The organism is Allobosea sp. P5_A5 (assembly GCF_056400625.1).
This window is the reverse complement of sequence record NZ_JBFUKY010000002.1, coordinates 139,795-156,875: the sequence shown is the minus strand read 5'-3', so window position 1 is coordinate 156,875 and position 17,081 is coordinate 139,795. Positions and strand designations below refer to the sequence as shown.

Genomic DNA, 17,081 nt, shown 5'->3' with positions numbered 1-17,081 from the left:
TTTGCAAATGGGTCCTCACCGGTCGGCCTTGATGATTTCGGTCATCGTGACACCGAGGCGATCCTCGACGACGACGACTTCGCCGCGAGCGACCAGACGCTCGTTGACGAAGATGTCGATGGCTTCCCCGACGCGTCGGTCAAGCTCGATGACGGCCCCCGGCACGATCTGCAGGAGGTCGCCGACCGCGACCTTGGATGAGCCCAGCACGGCCGACACCGTGACCGGCACGTCGAAGACCTGCTCGAGGTCCTCGGCCGTCTTCACCGGCACCGGGCCAGAACGTGCCACGGAGCCCTGATCCGGATCGAAGGACAGGTCCGCATTGTTCAGCGGCGGCAGGTTCAGATCGTTGTTCTGGCTCATGGCTCAGACTTTCATTGGCCCACGCGGGCGGGGAAAACGCTGGCGACGGCTTGCTCGATCAGGCCCGAGAGACGCTCGCGATCCATGACGAAGCCGCCATCGGCCCATTCGATGCGCCCGTCGCCGGGCATGATGTCGGGCTCGCCCAACACGATCAGCCGGCCGGAAAAACCGTGCTCGCGGGTCAGCTTCTGCACCAGCTCCTCGGCCGCTTCGACGGCCGATTCATGGACACGCACCACCAGATGCGGCGCCTGTCGGGCATGGCTCAGACATTCTCGGACGGCGCCTTGCAGCGTCGCGAGCGGCTTCTCGGCCAGCGCCGCGCCGGCGATCGCCTTTGCCACCGCGATCGCGACCTCGGCCGCCTGCTCCTCGATCGCGGCGACGCGAACGTCTTCCAACGCAAACAACCGCTCGGCCGACCGGGCGAGTTGCGCCGCGAAGCCGCCAAGCTGTCCCTCGGCCTCGTGCCGTCCCTGCTCCACGCCCTGGCGGAAGCCATCGGCACGCGCCGCGGATATATCGGCCTCGCCGGCTGCCTTCCGGCTGCCTTCGCGAAAATCCGTGCCGAACATGAACTTGGTTGCAGCGGCCATCAGTACACCAGCTCGTCTTCGGCGCCGCCCTTGGACAGCACGATCTCGCCCTTCTCGGCGAGGTCCTTCGTCAATTGCACGAGCTTGGTCTGCGCCTCGTCGACATCCTTGAGACGCATCGGTCCGAGACTGGCGATGTCGTCCTGCATGTTCTTGGCGGCGCGCGTCGACATCGCGCCAAGGAAGAAGTCGCGCATCGGCTGGCTGGCGCCCTTCAGCGCGCGAGCGAGCGTGTCCTTGTCGACCTGGGCCATCAGCGTCTGCAGACCGGCAGGATCGAGCTTGCCAAGGTCGTCGAAGGTGAACATCAGCGCACGGATGCGCTCGGCCGCTTCCTGGTTCGAAGCGTCGAGCGAGGACAGGAAGCGCAGTTCCGTCTGCCGGTCGAAGCCGTTGAAGATCTCGGCCATCATCTCGTGCGGATCTCGCCGCCGCGTCTGCGTCAGCGTGGAGACGAACTCCGTGCGCAGCGTATTCTCGATGTGGTCGAGCGCTTCCTTCTGGATCGATTCGAGCCGAAGCATGCGCCCGACGACCTCGATCGACAGGTCGTTGGGCAGGTTGCGCAGCACGTTAGCGGCATGGTCCGGCCGGATCTTGGAGAGGATCACGGCAATCGTCTGCGGGTATTCGTTCTTGAGGAAGTTGGCGAGCACCATCGCATCGATGTTGCCGAGCTTCTGCCACATGTTGCGGCCGGCCGGCCCGCGGATTTCCTCCATGATCAGCGCGACCTGCTCGGTCGGAAGGATCTTCTCGAGCAGCGAGATCGTCTTGTCGAAGGAGCCGGTGACCGCGCCCGCGCTGGACAGCTTGCCGACGAAGTCGAGCATCAGCCGCTCGACCTCATCGGCATCGACAGTGCCCAGCTCCGCCATGGAGCGGGTGATGATGCGGATCTCGTCGTCGTCGAATTCCTGCCAGATCATCCGGCCATGCTCTTCGCCCAGCACGAGCAGGATCACGGCCGCACGCTGCGGTCCGGTCATCTCCGCGATGGTGGTGACGCCGACGAAGCCGCCACCTTCGATCTCCGGGAGACCGGTGCCGCGGGTCGCGAGGGACTGGGATTCTGCCATGGTTCAGCCGCCCGTCACGCCGGCGCTTTTTCGTGGATCCAGCTCCGCAGTACCGCGACCGAGTCGGACGGGTTCTGCGAGACCAGCGCGCCGATCTTCTCGACCGACTGCGCCTTGAGCTGGCCCTTGATCTGCGCAACCGCGAGCATCTTCTCGGAAGGCATCTCGAAATTGGCGGCAGTGAGCTCCGAGCCGGCCGCCCGGGGGGGTAGCGCCGGATCGCCGGTGGAATCCGTGATGGCGCCGGTGCGCATGAAGGCCGGCATCGCGCGCAGAGCCCCAGTGCTGTTGTCGGAGGCCAGGATCTGTTTCAGCAGCGGGCGGACCACCGTCATCAGCACGATCAGGGTCAGCAGCGAGATCACGCCGAGTTCGGCGAAGCGCACCAGATCCTCGCGGGTGAAGGACATCAGCTGCTGCATCAGGGTCTGCTCGGCCATGTCGGTCGGCGCCGCCGGCGCTTCCGCGAAGCGCAGGTTCACCACCTCGACCTTGTCGCCGCGCCCCTGGTCGAAACCGACCGCGGTTCGCACGAGCTCGCCGATACGGTCGATATCCTCGTTGCTGCGCGGCTGGTACGCGCTCTCGCCGTTCTGGCCGCGCTGATAGACGCCATCGACCAGCACCGCGACGGAGAGCTTCTTGATGCGCCCGCCCTCCTGCATCTCGGTGCGGGTGGTCTTGGAGATCTCGTAATTGGAGACCTCCTCGTTCTTCTGCGAGTTCTCGCGCTGGTTCTGCTGGGCCCCTTGCGTCTGCTGCGCGCCCGGAAGCTCGTTGCCGACGGTGACGGTGCCGTTGCCTTCGGTGGTCGTCGAGGCTTCCGTGCGGTTCTGGCTCGAGCGCAGGACGCGGCTTTCGGGGTCGAAGTTCTCCGAGCGGCTTTCGACGCGGTTGGTGTCGAGCGCAGCGGAAACCTGCACGCGCGCCCGGCCATAACCGACGACGCTGGCGACGATATCCTCGACCTGCGCCTTCAGCCGCTTCTCGATCGCGGTCTGGCGCTCCTCGATGCCGAGCCCGATCAGGCTCTGGTCGCTCTCGGCGCCATCGGCCAGCAACCGGCCGCGCTCATCGACGATCGAGACGCGCTCGGGCTTCAGCCCATCCACAGCCGACGCCACCAGATGGCGCACCGCACGGACCTGCGCCGCATCGAGATCGCCAGCGAGCTTAAGCGCGATCGAGGCGCGCGGCGGCTCGCGGTCGCGTTCGAACAGGCGCCGTTCCGGAATGACGAGATGGACGCGGGCAGCCTGGACCCGGCTGATCGAGCGGATCGTGCGCGAGAGCTCGCCCTCCAACGCCCGCAGATGATTGATGTTCTGGACGAAGCTCGTCGAGGAGAAGGCATCGCCCTTGTCGAAGATCTCGTAGCCGACGCCGCCGCCGGCCGGGATGCCCTTGCCGGCAAGGTCGAGCCGCAGCCGCGCGACATCCGTCTTCGGGACAAGGATGGTCTGCCCGTCGGCGCGCAGCTCGTATTTCACGCCGCGCGTGTCGAGGTCCTTCAGGATCGCGCTGACGTCCTGGCTCCCGAGATCGGCGAAGAGCACGCTCAGCGAGGGCTGCGACATGCGGATCATCACGAAGGCAAAGAAGCCGACGAGCGCGAGCGTGACAGCCAGCATCGCTGCCAGCCGTGCTGCGCCGAACCTTGAAAACTGGGCGATAACCGCGTTCACGCCGCCATCCGTTCCACGAGACCGTGTGGCACGCTTGGCAAGCGCGACCACTAGGCAAGTTTTTCCCAGTGCATGGTTAGCGGGCGGTTAATTTTTTGGGCGGGAGCGTTAACTTTCTTTGGAAGGCCGTGACTCAAAACGCAAAGGCGCCGGCCTCGTCGAGACCGGCGCTTGCCAAAACCAGAATGAAATCGACGTGTTACTGACGATAATGCTGGATGCGGGTGGTCCGCAGACCGGCCAGCCCATGCTGGTCGATCGACATCTGCCAGCTCAGGAATTCGTCCACGGTCAGCGTGTAGCGCTGACAGGCCTCTTCCAGGCTGAGCAGCCCACCGCGTACGGCAGCGACCACTTCGGCCTTGCGCCGGATAACCCATCGTCTCGTGTTCATCGGGGGTAAATCCGCGATCGTCAGCGGACTTCCGTCCGGGCCGATCACGTACTTCACCCGCGGACGCATTGGCTCGGTCATGATACTCTCACACAACTCAACAGACCTACTGGAGATGAGCGTATCCATGCGGTTTTAAGATTTGGCTAAAGCGATGGCTCGGGATGTCCTTGTCTGATTCGCGGGGCTCACTGGCTCCGCACCACGCTCTTGACCTTGTCGATCGCCACGCCAATCGTGCCGATCTTCAGGGTCGGGACCGAGGAGGTGAAGTCGACTCCGTCGACGACGCCGCTGATCTGGGTTTTCACGGTCAGGCTTTCGCCCGCGACGCTCGTTCCATCGACCGTCACGGTGTAGGCGCCGTCCGGCGCCTTCGTTCCCGTCGAGGTCGTGCCGTCCCAGCTCAGCATCTGGTCGCCAGCCGTGAGGCTGCGCGTCATCGTCTGCACGACGTTGCCATTGCCGTCCTTGATCGTGACGGCGGCCGTGCCGGACGCGGAAGAATTGACCTTCCACGCAGCCGCGCCGTTCGAAAGCTGTGCGGTGGCGCCATCGGCCGTGATCGTCGAGCCGATGAAGCCGACCGCGCTCGTGGCCGTACCAGCCGCGCTCAGGCTGAGCAGCGAACTCAGCGTATCGTTGGTCTTGAGCTGCTGCTCGACGCCGGCGAACTGCACCAGCTGCTCGGTGAACTGGTTGGTGTCCATCGGGTCGAGCGGCGACTGGTTCTTCAGCTGCGTCGTCAGCAGCGTCAGGAACTGATCGAAATTATTCGCGATGCCAGAGGCGCCGGAACTGCTTGAGCTGCTGGAAGAGCTCGCGGCGCCCGACGAAGAAGAGCTCGGAACGTTGGAGACCGTTGCCATGAGGAAGTCCTCGTTCAGATGCTGAGATCGACGCCGCCGAGGCGTACGATCTGTCGTGAGGATGAGGCGACGGCGGCGATGCCGCCGACCTCTTCGGTCGTATCGCCGGAGTTCTGCCGGCGCGGACGCTGGGGCGCCTCGTCCTGCTGCCGCTGCTGACGGAAGGCCTGGCCGGAATTGTCGCGCAGGCTGATATCGACGCCGCTGTCGGAAGGCTTCAGGCCCGCCTGCTCGAAGGCGCGCTCCAGCGTGCGCGCGTCGCGCTGCAGCAGATGCAGGGTCTCGACCCGGTCCACCACAAGCTTGGCGCTGACCTCGCCCTTGTCGGAAATTGAAAGGTTGACGTCGACCCGCCCCAGTTCGGCGGGATCGAGCCGAATGTCGAACTGCCGGGCGCCCGAGAGCGCCCGCATGCCGATCTCGATCGGGAAGACATGGATCGGCGTGGGAACGGCCGAACTGTTCGCCTGCCCCTGCGCCGGCGGCTGCCCCGCGGCGGCTGTCGGGTCGCTCAGGACGGCGGCCGCCAGCGGATGCGCGCCAGCCTTGCCTGCCGCCTGCGCGACAGCGGCGGAGAGATCGAGCGGCGCCAGCGCCTGCTGGAGATTGTCCAGCAGCTTCGGCTCGATGGCGGTCGGGCCGTTGGCCTGTGACGTCACCGCAGGGTCAACCTCGACTTTGGCCGCGTCTTTAGGAGCATGGCCCTTTGCCGCCAGTTGCGCGGCCGCGTCGGCAACGCCAACACCCGCGTCCTGGAGCTTGCCGACCTCGACCGCGCCCTTGTCCGCCGCAGCCGCGACCGCCGCTTGGCCCCCGGCGGTTGCAGCCAAGGCAAGGTTGGGTAGCCCTCGCGACGAACCGGTCTTGGCGGTGATCGCGCCAGCTCCATCCTCCCCGGTCCCCGGATCGCCCTTGACCTCCGCGGCGGGCATGCCAGCGGCGAGCAGAGCCGCGAGATCGACTGTGACGGGCGGGGTTGGGGTCGGTTCAACGGCAGCCGCAGCCGACGCCCCAGCCTCCGTCCCATCTTCCAGTTTTTTCTTGCCCGGCTTCACTGTAACGGGAGCCCCGCCCTGAGCGGCTTTGTCGACATCGGTGCCCTCGCCGGTGGCAACCTTTCCAGCTGCCTCCTCGGCAGCCGCGAGAATGCTGGCCAGCGCCCCGATATCGGTCGGGACGACAGGCGTCTTGGGTCCCGCGATCTGAGGCACCTGCGCCGTTGCAGGCTTCGATGCAGCGCCATCGGCGGGCTTGGCCGTCACCGGCTCCTTCGAAGCCGGGGTTCCGGTCCCGTCCTTCACCACGCTCGGCGCGTCGACCGCGTCGTCCTTGGCTTTCTGGCTCGCGGGGGGCGAGGCCTTGCCGGTGTCCTGCACGGGGACCGGCCTGTCTTCGCTCCGCTCCGGCAGTGTGAACTCCTGGCCGGTGCCCTGCGCGTCGGACGCGCGGCTGCGCTGCGGCGCAGGCTCCGGCGCGGAAGGCGGGGAAAACACGGGGTCGATGGCCATAAGGATATCCGCAAGGCGGGGCCCGATAGGCGGCCCTCCGCCTGCTCAGCAAGTTGCGAGCCATATTCGAAGGCAACGATTGCAATCACTTAGGTGTCGCCGCAGACGGATGCGCGGGCAGGAATCTCCAGATCGCAGCCTTGACCGGGCAGGATTTGCCGATCTGGCTGGCCGGCCTTGCCAATCCCGCTGGCAGGCCTGGGTCAAAACCGGTATAGAAACCGCCATCAGCGCCGAGCGCCCCGGAACTTCCATTTCCAGATGAACACACCGCGCAACTCCCTCGACATCGCCAAGCCGCCTTCGGCGACGCGCGTCGTCGCGGCGATGTCGGGCGGCGTCGATTCATCGGTGGTGGCCGCTCTGCTGAAGCGCGAGGGCTACGATGTCGTCGGCGTCACCTTGCAGCTCTACGATCATGGCGCGGCCGTCCACCGTGCAGGGGCCTGCTGCGCCGGACAGGATATCCACGACGCCCGTCGGGTCGCCGAGAAGATCGGCATCCCGCATTACGTGCTCGATTACGAGAGCCGCTTTCGCGACGCCGTCATCGAGCGCTTCGCCGAAAGCTATCTCGCCGGCGAGACGCCCATTCCCTGTGTCGAGTGCAACCGCACCGTGAAGTTCCGCGACCTGCTGGACCTCGCCAAGGAACTCGGCGCGGACGCGCTGGCGACGGGCCACTACGTCGTCAGCCGCGATCTCGGGGACGGCCATCGCGGCCTTTTTCGTGCGGCCGATATGAACCGCGACCAGAGCTATTTTCTCTACGCGACCACCCAGGCGCAGCTCGACCTGTTGCGCTTTCCGCTCGGCCATATCGACAAGGCACAGACGCGCGCGCTTGCGGCCGAACTCGGCCTCGCCATCGCCGACAAGCCTGACAGCCAGGACATCTGCTTCGTGCCGAATGGCCGCTATGCGGACGTCATCGAGCGGTTGAAGCCGGGCGCCTCCCGGCCGGGCGAGATCGTTCATCTCGATGGCCGCGTGCTGGGCCAGCATGACGGCGTGCTCCATTACACGGTCGGCCAGCGCAAGGGATTGGGCATCAGCTCTGGCGAGCCGCTCTATGTGCTGCGTCTCGACGCCGAAAATGCCCGCGTCATCGTGGGGCCGCGCGAGGCGCTGAGCGTGCGCGAGATCAGGCTGCGGGACGTCAACTGGCTCGGCGAAAGCACGCTGGACGACCTGCCGGCCGAGGGGCTCGATGTCGCGGTGCGCGTGCGCTCCACCCGCGCGCCGCGTCCGGCACGGCTGACCCGAGATGCCGAAGGCCTGCGCATCGAGCTTGCCGAGGACGAAGAGGGCGTCTCCCCCGGCCAGGCTTGCGTCATCTATGTCGATGCCGAACCCGGCGCCCGTGTCCTCGGCGGCGGCACGATCCTGCGCCGTGCGGCGCTGTCGCCGCAGGCCAGCGCTCCCGCAGCGCTTGCGTTGTCCTGACGGCACACGGCTCCATGTCTCTTATGCGGAACCGCCGATGCCGGTGACTTACGATCTTGACGGTCAGAAGCGCGTCTATGCGACCTGGGCGAAGTTCTACGACCGGATCTATCAGCGCATGTTGGCCCGCCCGCAGCGCGAGGCGGTCGCGGCGGCCTGCGCCTGCGGCCCGGAAATCCTCGAGATCGGCGTCGGCACCGGACTGACGCTGCCATATTTCGATCCCGCCAGCCGCGTCGTCGGGGCAGACCTTTCGCTTGACATGCTGCGTGTCGCGCAGCGGAAGGTGCTTGGCCAAGGGCTGGCGCATGTCATGGGGCTGACGGTGATGGATGCCTGCCGGCTCGGCTTTGCCTCCGAGCGTTTCGATGCGGTCACGGCACAGTTCGTCATCACCCTGGTTCCCCAGCCGGAGCAGGCACTGGCCGAGATGGACCGGGTTCTCAAACCCGGCGGCGAGATCATCATATCGAGCCGGCTCGTCGACGATGGCGGGCTGCTGGCGCCGTTCTGGGCGGCGGTCGCGCCGCTCGCCAAGGCTGTCGGCTGGAGCAGCGATTTCAAGGTCAGCCGCCTGACCGGCTGGGCCGCCGCGACCGGCCGCTACGAGACGGTCCATGTCGGGGGCGGCTATTTCAAGGTGGTGCGCCTGCGCAAGCTCGCCTCGCTTGCATCCTGACCGGCAATATTCCGCGACCGAGGCTTGACGAGCCGGTCACCTCCCCCCTATATCGCGCCCCTGTGACGGGGCGCCTTTGGCGAACGCCGGAACATGTGGCGGGGTAGCTCAGCTGGTTAGAGCAGCGGAATCATAATCCGCGTGTCGGGGGTTCAAGTCCCTCTCCCGCTACCATTTCCTTCGGTCGGCACTATCGAAGTCGGACAGCCAGCGCTTCCCGCTGCGATCGGTTGAACCATTCCCGCATGGCCACCGTATCTCCAGCCATCAGCCTCTGGAGGTCGTCATGCGTTTTGCCGCGAGCTACATCGCCTTTCTCGTCGTCTTCGGCATCTGCGACGCCATCTGGCTCGGCACGATGACATCGCGGCTTTATCGCCCGGCGCTGGGCGAGCTGATCTTCTTTCGCCCTGTACCGGCGGCGCTGTTCTATTTTGGCTTCGGGCTGGGTGTGGTGCATTTCGCCGTGATGCCGGCGCTGCGCAACGGGGTGTCCAGCGAGGCGCTGATCAACGGCGCCCTGCTCGGCATGTTGACCTACGCAACCTATGACCTGACCAATTACGCCACGCTGCGACCCTGGACGTTAACGATCACCGTAGCCGACATCGTCTACGGCACGGTGGCCGTCGGTATCTGCAGCTGGATTTCCTACGAGATCGTCCGCCGGGGGATCGGCTGGGGCTGGCTCTGACCAGCCCCTCGTCGTCCGTCAGACCGGCTTGAGCCGATAATGATTGACGCCCCAGGACGAGCCGCCCGCGTAGCCGAAAAGCCCGCTCGTCGCGAGGAAGAATAAACGCCAGCGCCGGCGCCATAGACCGGCCTGGCTGCCATAGACCGACTGCAGGATCGGCTCGATCGTCGGCAGGTTGCGGTCATAGTTCGCAAGCCAGTCCTCGGCGGTGCGGCGGTAATGCTCGCCGCTCCAGCGCCACTCGTCCTCGACCGTGAACAGATCCGGGAAATGATGCGCTAGCGCCGCGCTCGGCATGATGCCGCCCGTGAAGAAATGCTGCGCGATCCAGTCACCGGTATCGGCCGCGTCGAAGCGGTAGCAGCCCTGCGCATGGGCGAAGACATGGATGAACAGCCGCCCATCGGGCTTCAGCCAGCCACGGACGCGCCCGAGCAGCGAGCGCCAATTGGCCATATGCTCGAACATCTCGACCGAGACGACCCGGTCGAACGTCTCCTCGATTGCGAAATCGTTCATGTCTGCCGTGACGACGCGCAGATTGCCGAGGCCACGCTCGCGTGCGCGCTCTTCGATGAAGGCGCGCTGGGATGCCGAATTCGAGACCGAGACGATGCGCGAGTTCGGATAGTGAGCCGCCATCCAGAGCGAGAGCGAGCCCCAGCCGCAGCCGAGCTCGAGCACGCTCTGGCCGTCAGCCAGCCCGGCATGCTCGGCCGTCAGCACCAGCCCGTTCGCCTCCGCCGTCTCCAGACTGTCTCCGGGGCTGGCGTAATAACAGGAGGAATACTTCCGATGCGGCCCCAGCACCTGACCGAAAAACGCGGCCGGCACCTCGTAATGCTGCGCATTCGCGGCGTCGGTGTGCATCGCGATCGGGAAATTCGCCATATCGCGGGCAAAGGCGGCGGCGTCGGCCGGTCGGCCGGTCAGTTCGCGATCCGTGCGCCCGACCAGCGAGCCGATCACCGCGCGGCTGATCGCATCCGGCACCGGCAAGGCTTCGCCCCAATTCGACAGCCTCTGCATGATCGTCATGGCGTCGTCCCTTTGGGTGGCAGCGGGATCAGTGCGCTGGTTCGGCGCTGGTAGTCGCGATAGGCCTCGCCATGCTTGGCCAGCATGTGCTCTTCCAGTGGTGGAATCCCGGAAATGCGCGCGAGCAGCAGCGTGATGCAGGCTGGCGCAAGCCAGGCCAGCCAGCCCCAGGGATAGCCGGCGCCCGACGCGATCACCGCGTAGGAGGCCCAGAGGACGCATTCGAAGAAATAGTTCGGATGCCGCGAATAGGCCCAAAGACCGGTATCGCAGACGCCCTTGCGCCCCGAGCGGGCAAAGGACCGCAATTGGCGATCAGCGATCCCGCCGCCGAGAATGCCCGCCGCGAAGACGGCAAGACCGATCCAGTCCTGAACCAGCCCGAAGGCAGCGGGCCGATGCGCGGCGAGGATCACGCCGAGTGCCAGAGGCACGCTGGCCAGCGCCTGAACCTGCATCAGCCAGGCGAGCTTCGAGGCGGCCTGCTGGCCCCAATCCCGTTTCATCTTGGCGTAGCGGGGGTCATCGCCGATGCCTCTCGTCCGGCCTGCGATATGCAGCCCGAGCCGCAGCGCCCAGGCGGCGATCAAGCAGGCGACGACGAGCCGTCTGCCGATGGGCGCATCACCGAAAGGGAGCAGCGCTCCGCAGAAACCGACCGCGCCCAACCCGAAGGTCCATACGACGTCGATCCAACCGGAGTTGCCGGTGCGCCGCTCGACCAGCGTGGCGACCCCCATGACGGCCGACATCAGCCCGGCCACGAGGACAAGCGCCACCGCGACCGAGGCCAGCGTCACAGCCGCACCAGCGGTTGCAACAATCGTCCGAGCCAACCCTGGAACTGCACATTGCCGGTCATGCCGACGATGCAGGTACACCCCTCGACCGCATCGACGCGCGGCGTATGATCCTGCTCGCTATCGGCCTCGTCGAAATCGCCGGCGGCGAAACGGCCATATTGATGTTCGTAGGCCCCCGACAAAATCGTGGTCCATTCGAAGCCGGTATGCTTGTGATGAGGCAGCGCGATACCGGGCCCTGCCCTGAGCAGAAAGACGCGGGCTTGCGCACCGGGCACGTCGACCCGCCTCAGTGCGATGCGAAAACCGATGGACCGCCACTTGCCAAGGCTGAACGGAGCCAGGACCTGCGGCAAGTCCGGCTCCGCCGCCAGAGCCAAGTCCGGCTCCGCCGCGAGAAGCTTGTCGGGCGCTGGCCCCGACCGATCTTTTTCGATGGCGTCCCAGGCCGAACCCGCCATGGCGGCAGGCTCGGCACGATCGAGCAGCTCGCCCTGAACCGCCTCGAAATCCTGCACCTGCCGACGGCTCTCGGCATTTTTCTCGATGTGAGCGGCGACGACGAGTGCGAGACCCCCGTCGAGGCGTCCGGCTGAAAAGGCGGCGAGGGTTTCGTCCGATGGACGGCGGACCGCGCTCATCGCAGATCCTCCAGCCTGCCACGCAGATGGGCGAGCGCCAGCCGCAGGCGCGATTTCACCGTGCCGAGCGGGATCGACAGCCGCGTGGCCACGTCCTGATGGCTGAAGCCCTCCAGGAAAGCGAGCTCGACGACGCGATACTGATCTTTCGACAATCCCGTCATCGCCGCTCTGACCCGCGCCTCGCGCTGGGCTCCCGATAGCGTTTCATCTGGCTGTTCAGGTCCTTCTTCATCCAAAATCTCATAGACTTGCGAAAGCCGCGACCGGGTTTCCCGCCGCGCGATGTCGATGCGCTGGTTGCGCGCGATGGTCGCGATCCAGGTCGAGGCGCTGGCCTTGCTGGGGTCGAACAGGGCCGCCTTGCGCCACACCGAAAGCAACGTCTCCTGCGCGATCTCCTCCGCCATTTCGGCTGAGGCGCCGCCGCGCATCAGCAGCCCCTTCACGCGCGGCGCGAAGTGGTCGAACAGGGCCGCGAAAGCCGCTCGGTCGGCCGAGCGGGCGATCGCGGCGATCAAGGCATTGGGGTCGAACAAGGCGACGAACCGGTATCCCTGCGCTGCTGCCGAAATCCTGCGCGTGACGCCGACATTGAGGGCGAGCGCAGCGGACATATCAAGATACGACCTTCTCTTGCGGCCGGATCATCAAAGGAAATCGGCCAGGTCGAAGCGCACACATCACTCGGCCGCCTTCCAGTTCACGTCCTTGCACAGGAGCTTGGCGAGGATACAGCCGCGCGTGGTGAGCTCGCCCGTGGAGACCTTCACGGTCATCGAATAGGTCGAATCCCGCTTCGCATCATAGGCGGTGCCGGAATAGGACCCGTCCGGCTGGCGCGAGATGTCCATGACCAGCTTGTCGCCGGGCTCCTCGCCCTTGCTCGTGTCCTTGATCCAGAGATTGGTGGCGCAGATCTTGTCGCCGCAGGCCGCGATGCGGACGCGAGCGTTGCCGTCATCGCGCATCCATGTCCCGTCCAGCGGGGTGGCCGCGCTGGCGGCGGTGGGCGCGACGATCAGAAGGGCGAGCAGAAGGCGTCTCATGCGATATCCTCTCCGCAGTTTTGCTTTGATCTACGCGCGCCGCCGGTTTTCGGTTCATTCGCCTTCGGGTCGATTTTTGAGTTCGCCCGCGAAAAGCCAGCCGACGAGCGTCGTCAGCGACGCTGCGCTGAAAAAATTGAGCCGTTGCATGGCCGCATATTCCTCCGGCCGGTAAAGGTGCAGTGGCGTCGTCAGCGCATCGACCGGCAGCAGATAAGCGCCGAAGCTCAACGCCACGAAGCCGATCGCAAACATCCGCTCGTCGCGACGGAACAGCAGCGTCGAAAGCATCAGGCAGGGCAGCAGGAAAACCTCGACGCCCGAAGCCGAGCCGAAGGTGATGCGGCAAAGCAGCGTATTGCCGATGCCGGCGACCAGCAGCAGGCAGCGCGCGAGGCGCGGCCGGCGATGTGACACGAGGGGGGCGACGGCAAAGAGCGGCGTCGACAGAAACGTGATCAGACACGGCCAGATCACCGACGAAACCGCCCCGTACACATAGAGCGGATAGAAGGGCTGGTTCGACAGGATGACCAGCGCCACCGTGTTGGCCGTCGCCGTCCGTGGGTCGGGATGAGCGGTATAGCGTCCCAGAGCCGCCCGTATCTGTTGCAATGTCATTCGCCACATCCAGCCTTTGCCCGCTCCTGATTACGGTGGACGAACGCGGTCAGCTCACCGCGACGCGATTTTAAAGGTCGCGGCCTGGCGATCCAGCGAACGCTCCCCGCCGTATCAGTTCCAAAAGCACAATCTTTTGCCTGGGAGTGAGGATGCAACCGATGTCGGGACAGGCGCAGCGAATTGCGGTGATCGGCGCAGGCATCGCCGGCCTGTCTGCCGCATGGCTTTTGGGCAAGGCCCATGACGTCGTCCTGATCGAAGCCGAGCCGCGCCTCGGCGGCCACGCCAATACGGTGACAATTCCTGACGGAAAAGGCGGCGAGGTCTCGGTCGACACCGGCTTTATCGTCTACAACGAGAAAACCTACCCGAACTTCGTTGCCCTGCTGGACCATCTGGGCGTCGCCAACCAGGCGACGGAGATGTCATTCGGCGTGTCGCTCGACGGCGGGCGTCTCGAATACAGCGGAACAGGCCTTTCGGGACTGTTCGCGCAGCGGCGAAATCTCGCCAACCCGCGTTTCTGGTCGATGCTGCAGGATCTCGTGCGCTTCTATCGGAGCGCGACGCGCGATGCGCAGGCCGGTCTGCCGCCTAGCATGTCGCTTGGCGACTATCTCGACGCCGGAGGCTATGGCCGTGCTTTCCGCGACGACCATCTGCTGCCCATGGCGGCCGCTATCTGGTCGGCTCCCTGCTCGGAGATGCTGTCCTACCCGGCGGAGGCGTTCCTGCGGTTCCACCGGAATCACGGCCTGCTGCAACTGACCGACCGGCCCGTCTGGCGCACGGTGACGGGCGGCAGCGCACATTATGTCGAAAAGCTCTGGCAGGATTTTTCGGGCTCGGTTCGTCTCAGCTCGCCGGTCCGGCAGGTTCGTCGCGGCCCCAACGATGTCCTGGTCACCGGCGATGGCTGGAGCGAGCGTTTCGACCAGGTCGTGTTCGCCACCCATGCCGATCGCACATTGGCGATGCTCGCCGACGCCGATCCCCTGGAGGCGCGTGCGCTCAGTGCGTTCCGCTACAGCAGCAACCGCGCCGTGCTGCATGGAGACGAGGCTTTGATGCCGCGTCGTCGCCGGGCCTGGGCGAGCTGGAACCATCTTGGAGACCGTAGCCGGCCCGAGGCGGCCTGCGGCGTTACCTATTGGATGAACCTGCTGCAGGACCTGCCGCGTCAGAAGCCGCTGTTCGTCACGCTCAATCCGCCCGCGAGCTTGCGCCGCGAGGCCGTGCTGCATGAGGAGATGTACGAACATCCGATCTTCGATGGCCCGGCGCTGGCCGCTCAGGTCGAGCTTTGGAATTTGCAGGGCGCGCGACGCAGCTGGTTCTGCGGCGCCTATTTCGGCTCAGGGTTCCACGAGGATGGGCTTCAGTCCGGGCTGGCTGTCGCCGAAGGGCTCGGCGCTGTCAGGCGCCCTTGGCAGGTCGCCGACGAATCCGGCCGGATGCCGCTCGCCACCCTGCGGGAGTTCGCGGCATGAGTGTCCGTTCCGCCCTTTATGTCGGCCGCGTGCGGCACCATCGTTTCAGGCCGAAGCCGCATGCTCTGGCCTATCGTGTGTTCTGGATGCTGCTCGATCTCGACGAAATCGATACGCTTACGCATCACCTGCGCTTCTTTTCGCGCAATCGCTTCAATCTTTATGCCTTCCGCGACGCGGATTATGGCGACCGCAGCGGCCGTCCGTTGAAGGCGCAGGTCGAGGCCGCGCTGGACGATGCCGGGATCGCCTGGGATGGCGGCACGGTCCGGCTTCTCACCATGCCGCGCATCCTCGGCTATGCCTTCAATCCGCTCAGCACCTATTTCTGCTACGGCCGCGATGGCAGCCTGCGCGCGACCGTCTACGAGGTTCACAACACCTTCGGCGAGACGCACAGCTATGTCGCGGCGTCCGGAGGCGAGCCCCGGATGCTGCGGCAGGAGGCGGACAAGCGCTTCCATGTCTCGCCCTTCATGGGCTTGTCGATGCGCTATGAGTTCACCGTCGAGCCCCCGGCGGAACGCGTCGCGGTCACCATCGACGGCCACGACCGGGACGGCCGGCTGATTGCCGCGACGATGAGCGGAGCGCGCCGGCCGATCGAGGACGGCACGTTGCTGCGCCTCCTGGCGACGCATCCGCTGCTCACCCTGAAGGTGACCGCCGCCATCCACTGGCATGCGCTGCGTCTGCTCGCGAAGCGCATCTCCTGGCAGCCTCACCCAGTGCCGCCGCAACACCCGTTCAGCCCCGCCCACCTCGTTGCGCCTTCTCCGAAAGGATCCTCGCAGCCATGACGTTGCGTGAAACCGAGCAGACGCGAATTGCCGAGACATCCTTGGCTTTGCCGACCGGGATCGGTCTTTCTCAGTGGTTTCTGCGCCGCTTGCTCTCTCGCGTGGTGATCGGCCGCCTGACCATCGTCACGCCGGAAGGTCACCGTCTTTCGAGCGGCGCGCCCTCGCCCGGCCCCCATGGCGTGATGGTTCTGAAGAAATGGCGCGCGATCCGGCGCGTTCTGCTGGATGGCGAGATCGGCCTCGCCGAAGCCTATCGCGACGGCGACTTTGCCACGCCCGACCTGACCGCGCTGATCGAACTCGGCGCTCGTAACGACGCGACTTTGCGCGAGCTGACCTCGGGCACCTGGCCCGCCCGGTTGCTCAACCGGCTGCGCCACTGGCGCAACGCCAACAGCCGCACCGGCAGCCGCCGCAACATCACCGCCCACTACGACCTCGGCAACGATTTCTACCGCCGCTGGCTCGACGACAGCATGACCTATTCCTCCGCACTCTATGACGCACCGGGCGAAAGCCTCGACGATGCGCAAATCCGCAAGCTCGATCGGATCGTCGCGATGCTCGACCTGAAGGGCGGCGAGCATGTGCTCGAGATCGGCTGCGGCTGGGGCGCGCTCGCCGAACGGTTGGCCCGCGAAGGCTGCCGCGTCACCGCCGTGACCCTGTCGCCGTCCCAGCTTGCATTCGCGCAGAACCGGATCACCGAGGCCGGCCTTTCCGACCGGGTCGAACTCCGCCTGCAGGATTATCGCGACATCACCGGCAAGTTCGACCGTATCGTTTCGATCGAGATGATCGAGGCTGTCGGGCGTGCCTATTGGCCGTCCTATTTCGACACGCTGAACCGGTCGCTGCAACCGGGCGGGCGGGCCGTTCTGCAGGCCATCACCATCGACCCGGCTCTCTTCCAGTCATACCAGGGCGGAACAGACTTCATTCAGCGCTACATTTTCCCGGGTGGCTGCCTCCCCTCCGTTGAGGCGATCGAGACATCGGCCGGCGCGGCTGGCCTGGCTGTGGCCGAGCGACTCGATTTTGGGGGGAGCTACGGGCTGACCTTGAAGGAATGGCGCCGCCGCTTCCTCGAGAACTGGGGCGACATCATGCGCTTCGGCTTCGACGAACCTTTCCGCAAGCTTTGGGAATTTTACCTTTGCTATTGCGAGGCGGGGTTCCGGGCTCGCACGATCGATGTCAGCCTCATCGCGTTGGCCGGCGGAGGCGTGGACCGCCCATCATCGGCCGGGGCCTGATTCGGGCCATCTTGATCATCGTCGAGGCAATTCGGCATGTCCGTGGCGCATAACG

Annotated in this window: 19 protein-coding genes and 1 tRNA gene; 7 read left to right on the top strand and 13 right to left on the bottom strand. The window is 65.7% G+C overall.

What is annotated here, in order from left to right; translation table 11 throughout:
- Nucleotides 1-15 precede the first annotated feature (15 nt).
- From fliN to AC1DR6_RS04295, 7 genes are all read right to left on the bottom strand, one after another.
- Nucleotides 16-366, bottom strand: coding sequence for a flagellar motor switch protein FliN (fliN, locus tag AC1DR6_RS04325; protein ID WP_476827963.1), 351 nt, complete (start codon nucleotides 364-366; stop codon nucleotides 16-18).
- Nucleotides 367-377: 11 nt separating this feature from the next.
- The gene (locus tag AC1DR6_RS04320) at nucleotides 378-965 is read right to left on the bottom strand and encodes a FliH/SctL family protein (RefSeq protein ID WP_476827962.1); all 588 of its coding nucleotides are present in this window, start codon (nucleotides 963-965) and stop codon (nucleotides 378-380) included.
- Entirely contained in the window at nucleotides 965-2,044 is a 1,080-nt protein-coding gene (fliG, locus tag AC1DR6_RS04315; protein WP_476827961.1) for a flagellar motor switch protein FliG, read from the bottom strand. The genes AC1DR6_RS04320 and fliG overlap by 1 nt, the downstream gene beginning before the upstream one ends.
- Nucleotides 2,045-2,058: 14 nt before the next feature.
- Nucleotides 2,059-3,729 (bottom strand): flagellar basal-body MS-ring/collar protein FliF, encoded by a 1,671-nt coding sequence (gene fliF / locus AC1DR6_RS04310; RefSeq protein ID WP_476827960.1) that lies wholly within the window; start codon nucleotides 3,727-3,729, stop codon nucleotides 2,059-2,061.
- 199 nt (nucleotides 3,730-3,928) lie between these two features.
- Nucleotides 3,929-4,204 (bottom strand): CtrA inhibitor SciP, encoded by a 276-nt coding sequence (sciP, locus tag AC1DR6_RS04305; RefSeq protein WP_076437672.1) that lies wholly within the window; start codon nucleotides 4,202-4,204, stop codon nucleotides 3,929-3,931.
- A 107-nt stretch (nucleotides 4,205-4,311) separates the two neighbouring features.
- Nucleotides 4,312-4,992 (bottom strand): flagellar hook assembly protein FlgD, encoded by a 681-nt coding sequence (locus AC1DR6_RS04300; RefSeq protein ID WP_476827959.1) that lies wholly within the window; start codon nucleotides 4,990-4,992, stop codon nucleotides 4,312-4,314.
- A gap of 14 nt (nucleotides 4,993-5,006) precedes the next feature.
- Nucleotides 5,007-6,500, bottom strand: a complete 1,494-nt coding sequence (locus AC1DR6_RS04295) for a flagellar hook-length control protein FliK (protein WP_476827958.1) — start codon at nucleotides 6,498-6,500, stop codon at nucleotides 5,007-5,009.
- A 261-nt stretch (nucleotides 6,501-6,761) separates the two neighbouring features.
- On the opposite strand from AC1DR6_RS04295, the gene mnmA reads away from it, so the two are divergent.
- The 4 genes from mnmA to AC1DR6_RS04275 all read left to right on the top strand — a co-directional run bounded on the left by mnmA (nucleotide 6,762) and on the right by AC1DR6_RS04275 (nucleotide 9,319).
- Nucleotides 6,762-7,946, top strand: coding sequence for a tRNA 2-thiouridine(34) synthase MnmA (gene mnmA / locus AC1DR6_RS04290; protein ID WP_476827957.1), 1,185 nt, complete (start codon nucleotides 6,762-6,764; stop codon nucleotides 7,944-7,946).
- A 37-nt stretch (nucleotides 7,947-7,983) separates the two neighbouring features.
- The gene (locus tag AC1DR6_RS04285; RefSeq protein ID WP_476827956.1) at nucleotides 7,984-8,625 is read left to right on the top strand and encodes a class I SAM-dependent methyltransferase; all 642 of its coding nucleotides are present in this window, start codon (nucleotides 7,984-7,986) and stop codon (nucleotides 8,623-8,625) included.
- A 97-nt stretch (nucleotides 8,626-8,722) separates the two neighbouring features.
- Nucleotides 8,723-8,799 (top strand) — tRNA-Met (locus AC1DR6_RS04280).
- A gap of 112 nt (nucleotides 8,800-8,911) precedes the next feature.
- Nucleotides 8,912-9,319 carry a DUF2177 family protein gene (locus AC1DR6_RS04275; RefSeq protein ID WP_476827955.1) on the top strand — a complete coding sequence of 136 codons (408 nt, stop codon included), beginning with the start codon at nucleotides 8,912-8,914 and terminating at the stop codon, nucleotides 9,317-9,319.
- An 18-nt stretch (nucleotides 9,320-9,337) separates the two neighbouring features.
- Here the strand turns inward: AC1DR6_RS04275 and AC1DR6_RS04270 are convergent, their stop codons facing one another.
- The 6 genes from AC1DR6_RS04270 to AC1DR6_RS04245 all read right to left on the bottom strand — a co-directional run bounded on the left by AC1DR6_RS04270 (nucleotide 9,338) and on the right by AC1DR6_RS04245 (nucleotide 13,474).
- On the bottom strand, nucleotides 9,338-10,360 hold the full coding sequence (locus AC1DR6_RS04270; RefSeq protein ID WP_476827954.1) for an SAM-dependent methyltransferase: 1,023 nt from the start codon (nucleotides 10,358-10,360) through the stop codon (nucleotides 9,338-9,340).
- Nucleotides 10,357-11,160 (bottom strand): DUF1295 domain-containing protein, encoded by an 804-nt coding sequence (locus AC1DR6_RS04265; protein WP_476827953.1) that lies wholly within the window; start codon nucleotides 11,158-11,160, stop codon nucleotides 10,357-10,359. The genes AC1DR6_RS04270 and AC1DR6_RS04265 overlap by 4 nt, the downstream gene beginning before the upstream one ends.
- Entirely contained in the window at nucleotides 11,157-11,804 is a 648-nt protein-coding gene (locus AC1DR6_RS04260) for a ChrR family anti-sigma-E factor (protein ID WP_476827952.1), read from the bottom strand. Before AC1DR6_RS04260 ends, AC1DR6_RS04265 begins: the two co-directional genes overlap by 4 nt.
- Nucleotides 11,801-12,421: a sigma-70 family RNA polymerase sigma factor gene (locus tag AC1DR6_RS04255; RefSeq protein WP_476827951.1), complete on the bottom strand. Its 621-nt coding sequence runs from the start codon at nucleotides 12,419-12,421 to the stop codon at nucleotides 11,801-11,803. Before AC1DR6_RS04255 ends, AC1DR6_RS04260 begins: the two co-directional genes overlap by 4 nt.
- 66 nt (nucleotides 12,422-12,487) lie before the next feature.
- Nucleotides 12,488-12,853 (bottom strand): DUF2147 domain-containing protein, encoded by a 366-nt coding sequence (locus tag AC1DR6_RS04250; protein ID WP_476827950.1) that lies wholly within the window; start codon nucleotides 12,851-12,853, stop codon nucleotides 12,488-12,490.
- 54 nt (nucleotides 12,854-12,907) lie between these two features.
- Nucleotides 12,908-13,474: a hypothetical protein gene (locus tag AC1DR6_RS04245; protein WP_476827949.1), complete on the bottom strand. Its 567-nt coding sequence runs from the start codon at nucleotides 13,472-13,474 to the stop codon at nucleotides 12,908-12,910.
- Between the two features lie 152 nt (nucleotides 13,475-13,626).
- On the opposite strand from AC1DR6_RS04245, the gene AC1DR6_RS04240 reads away from it, so the two are divergent.
- From AC1DR6_RS04240 to AC1DR6_RS04230, 3 genes are read left to right on the top strand one after another with little or no spacing between them, the layout of a single operon-like run.
- Nucleotides 13,627-14,967 (top strand): NAD(P)/FAD-dependent oxidoreductase, encoded by a 1,341-nt coding sequence (locus tag AC1DR6_RS04240; RefSeq protein WP_476827948.1) that lies wholly within the window; start codon nucleotides 13,627-13,629, stop codon nucleotides 14,965-14,967.
- Nucleotides 14,964-15,767, top strand: coding sequence for a DUF1365 domain-containing protein (locus AC1DR6_RS04235; RefSeq protein WP_476827947.1), 804 nt, complete (start codon nucleotides 14,964-14,966; stop codon nucleotides 15,765-15,767). Before AC1DR6_RS04240 ends, AC1DR6_RS04235 begins: the two co-directional genes overlap by 4 nt.
- On the top strand, nucleotides 15,764-17,026 hold the full coding sequence (locus AC1DR6_RS04230; protein ID WP_476827946.1) for a class I SAM-dependent methyltransferase: 1,263 nt from the start codon (nucleotides 15,764-15,766) through the stop codon (nucleotides 17,024-17,026). The genes AC1DR6_RS04235 and AC1DR6_RS04230 overlap by 4 nt, the downstream gene beginning before the upstream one ends.
- Nucleotides 17,027-17,081 lie beyond the last annotated feature (55 nt).

Excerpts from the sequence above, each read along its gene's own strand:
- AC1DR6_RS04240 (WP_476827948.1), top strand. The coding sequence starts at position 13,627 with ATGCAACCGATGTCGGGACAGGCGCAGCGAATTGCGGTGATCGGCGCA.
- fliN (WP_476827963.1), bottom strand. The coding sequence starts at position 366 with ATGAGCCAGAACAACGATCTGAACCTGCCGCCGCTGAACAATGCGGAC.
- AC1DR6_RS04230 (WP_476827946.1), top strand. The coding sequence starts at position 15,764 with ATGACGTTGCGTGAAACCGAGCAGACGCGAATTGCCGAGACATCCTTG.
- mnmA (WP_476827957.1), top strand. The coding sequence starts at position 6,762 with ATGAACACACCGCGCAACTCCCTCGACATCGCCAAGCCGCCTTCGGCG.
- AC1DR6_RS04275 (WP_476827955.1), top strand. The coding sequence starts at position 8,912 with ATGCGTTTTGCCGCGAGCTACATCGCCTTTCTCGTCGTCTTCGGCATC.
- AC1DR6_RS04320 (WP_476827962.1), bottom strand. The coding sequence starts at position 965 with ATGGCCGCTGCAACCAAGTTCATGTTCGGCACGGATTTTCGCGAAGGC.
- AC1DR6_RS04260 (WP_476827952.1), bottom strand. The coding sequence starts at position 11,804 with ATGAGCGCGGTCCGCCGTCCATCGGACGAAACCCTCGCCGCCTTTTCA.
- AC1DR6_RS04295 (WP_476827958.1), bottom strand. The coding sequence starts at position 6,500 with ATGGCCATCGACCCCGTGTTTTCCCCGCCTTCCGCGCCGGAGCCTGCG.
- fliG (WP_476827961.1), bottom strand. The coding sequence starts at position 2,044 with ATGGCAGAATCCCAGTCCCTCGCGACCCGCGGCACCGGTCTCCCGGAG.
- AC1DR6_RS04250 (WP_476827950.1), bottom strand. The coding sequence starts at position 12,853 with ATGAGACGCCTTCTGCTCGCCCTTCTGATCGTCGCGCCCACCGCCGCC.
- AC1DR6_RS04235 (WP_476827947.1), top strand. The coding sequence starts at position 14,964 with ATGAGTGTCCGTTCCGCCCTTTATGTCGGCCGCGTGCGGCACCATCGT.
- AC1DR6_RS04245 (WP_476827949.1), bottom strand. The coding sequence starts at position 13,474 with ATGACATTGCAACAGATACGGGCGGCTCTGGGACGCTATACCGCTCAT.
- AC1DR6_RS04285 (WP_476827956.1), top strand. The coding sequence starts at position 7,984 with ATGCCGGTGACTTACGATCTTGACGGTCAGAAGCGCGTCTATGCGACC.
- AC1DR6_RS04270 (WP_476827954.1), bottom strand. The coding sequence starts at position 10,360 with ATGACGATCATGCAGAGGCTGTCGAATTGGGGCGAAGCCTTGCCGGTG.
- AC1DR6_RS04255 (WP_476827951.1), bottom strand. The coding sequence starts at position 12,421 with ATGTCCGCTGCGCTCGCCCTCAATGTCGGCGTCACGCGCAGGATTTCG.
- AC1DR6_RS04300 (WP_476827959.1), bottom strand. The coding sequence starts at position 4,992 with ATGGCAACGGTCTCCAACGTTCCGAGCTCTTCTTCGTCGGGCGCCGCG.
- sciP (WP_076437672.1), bottom strand. The coding sequence starts at position 4,204 with ATGACCGAGCCAATGCGTCCGCGGGTGAAGTACGTGATCGGCCCGGAC.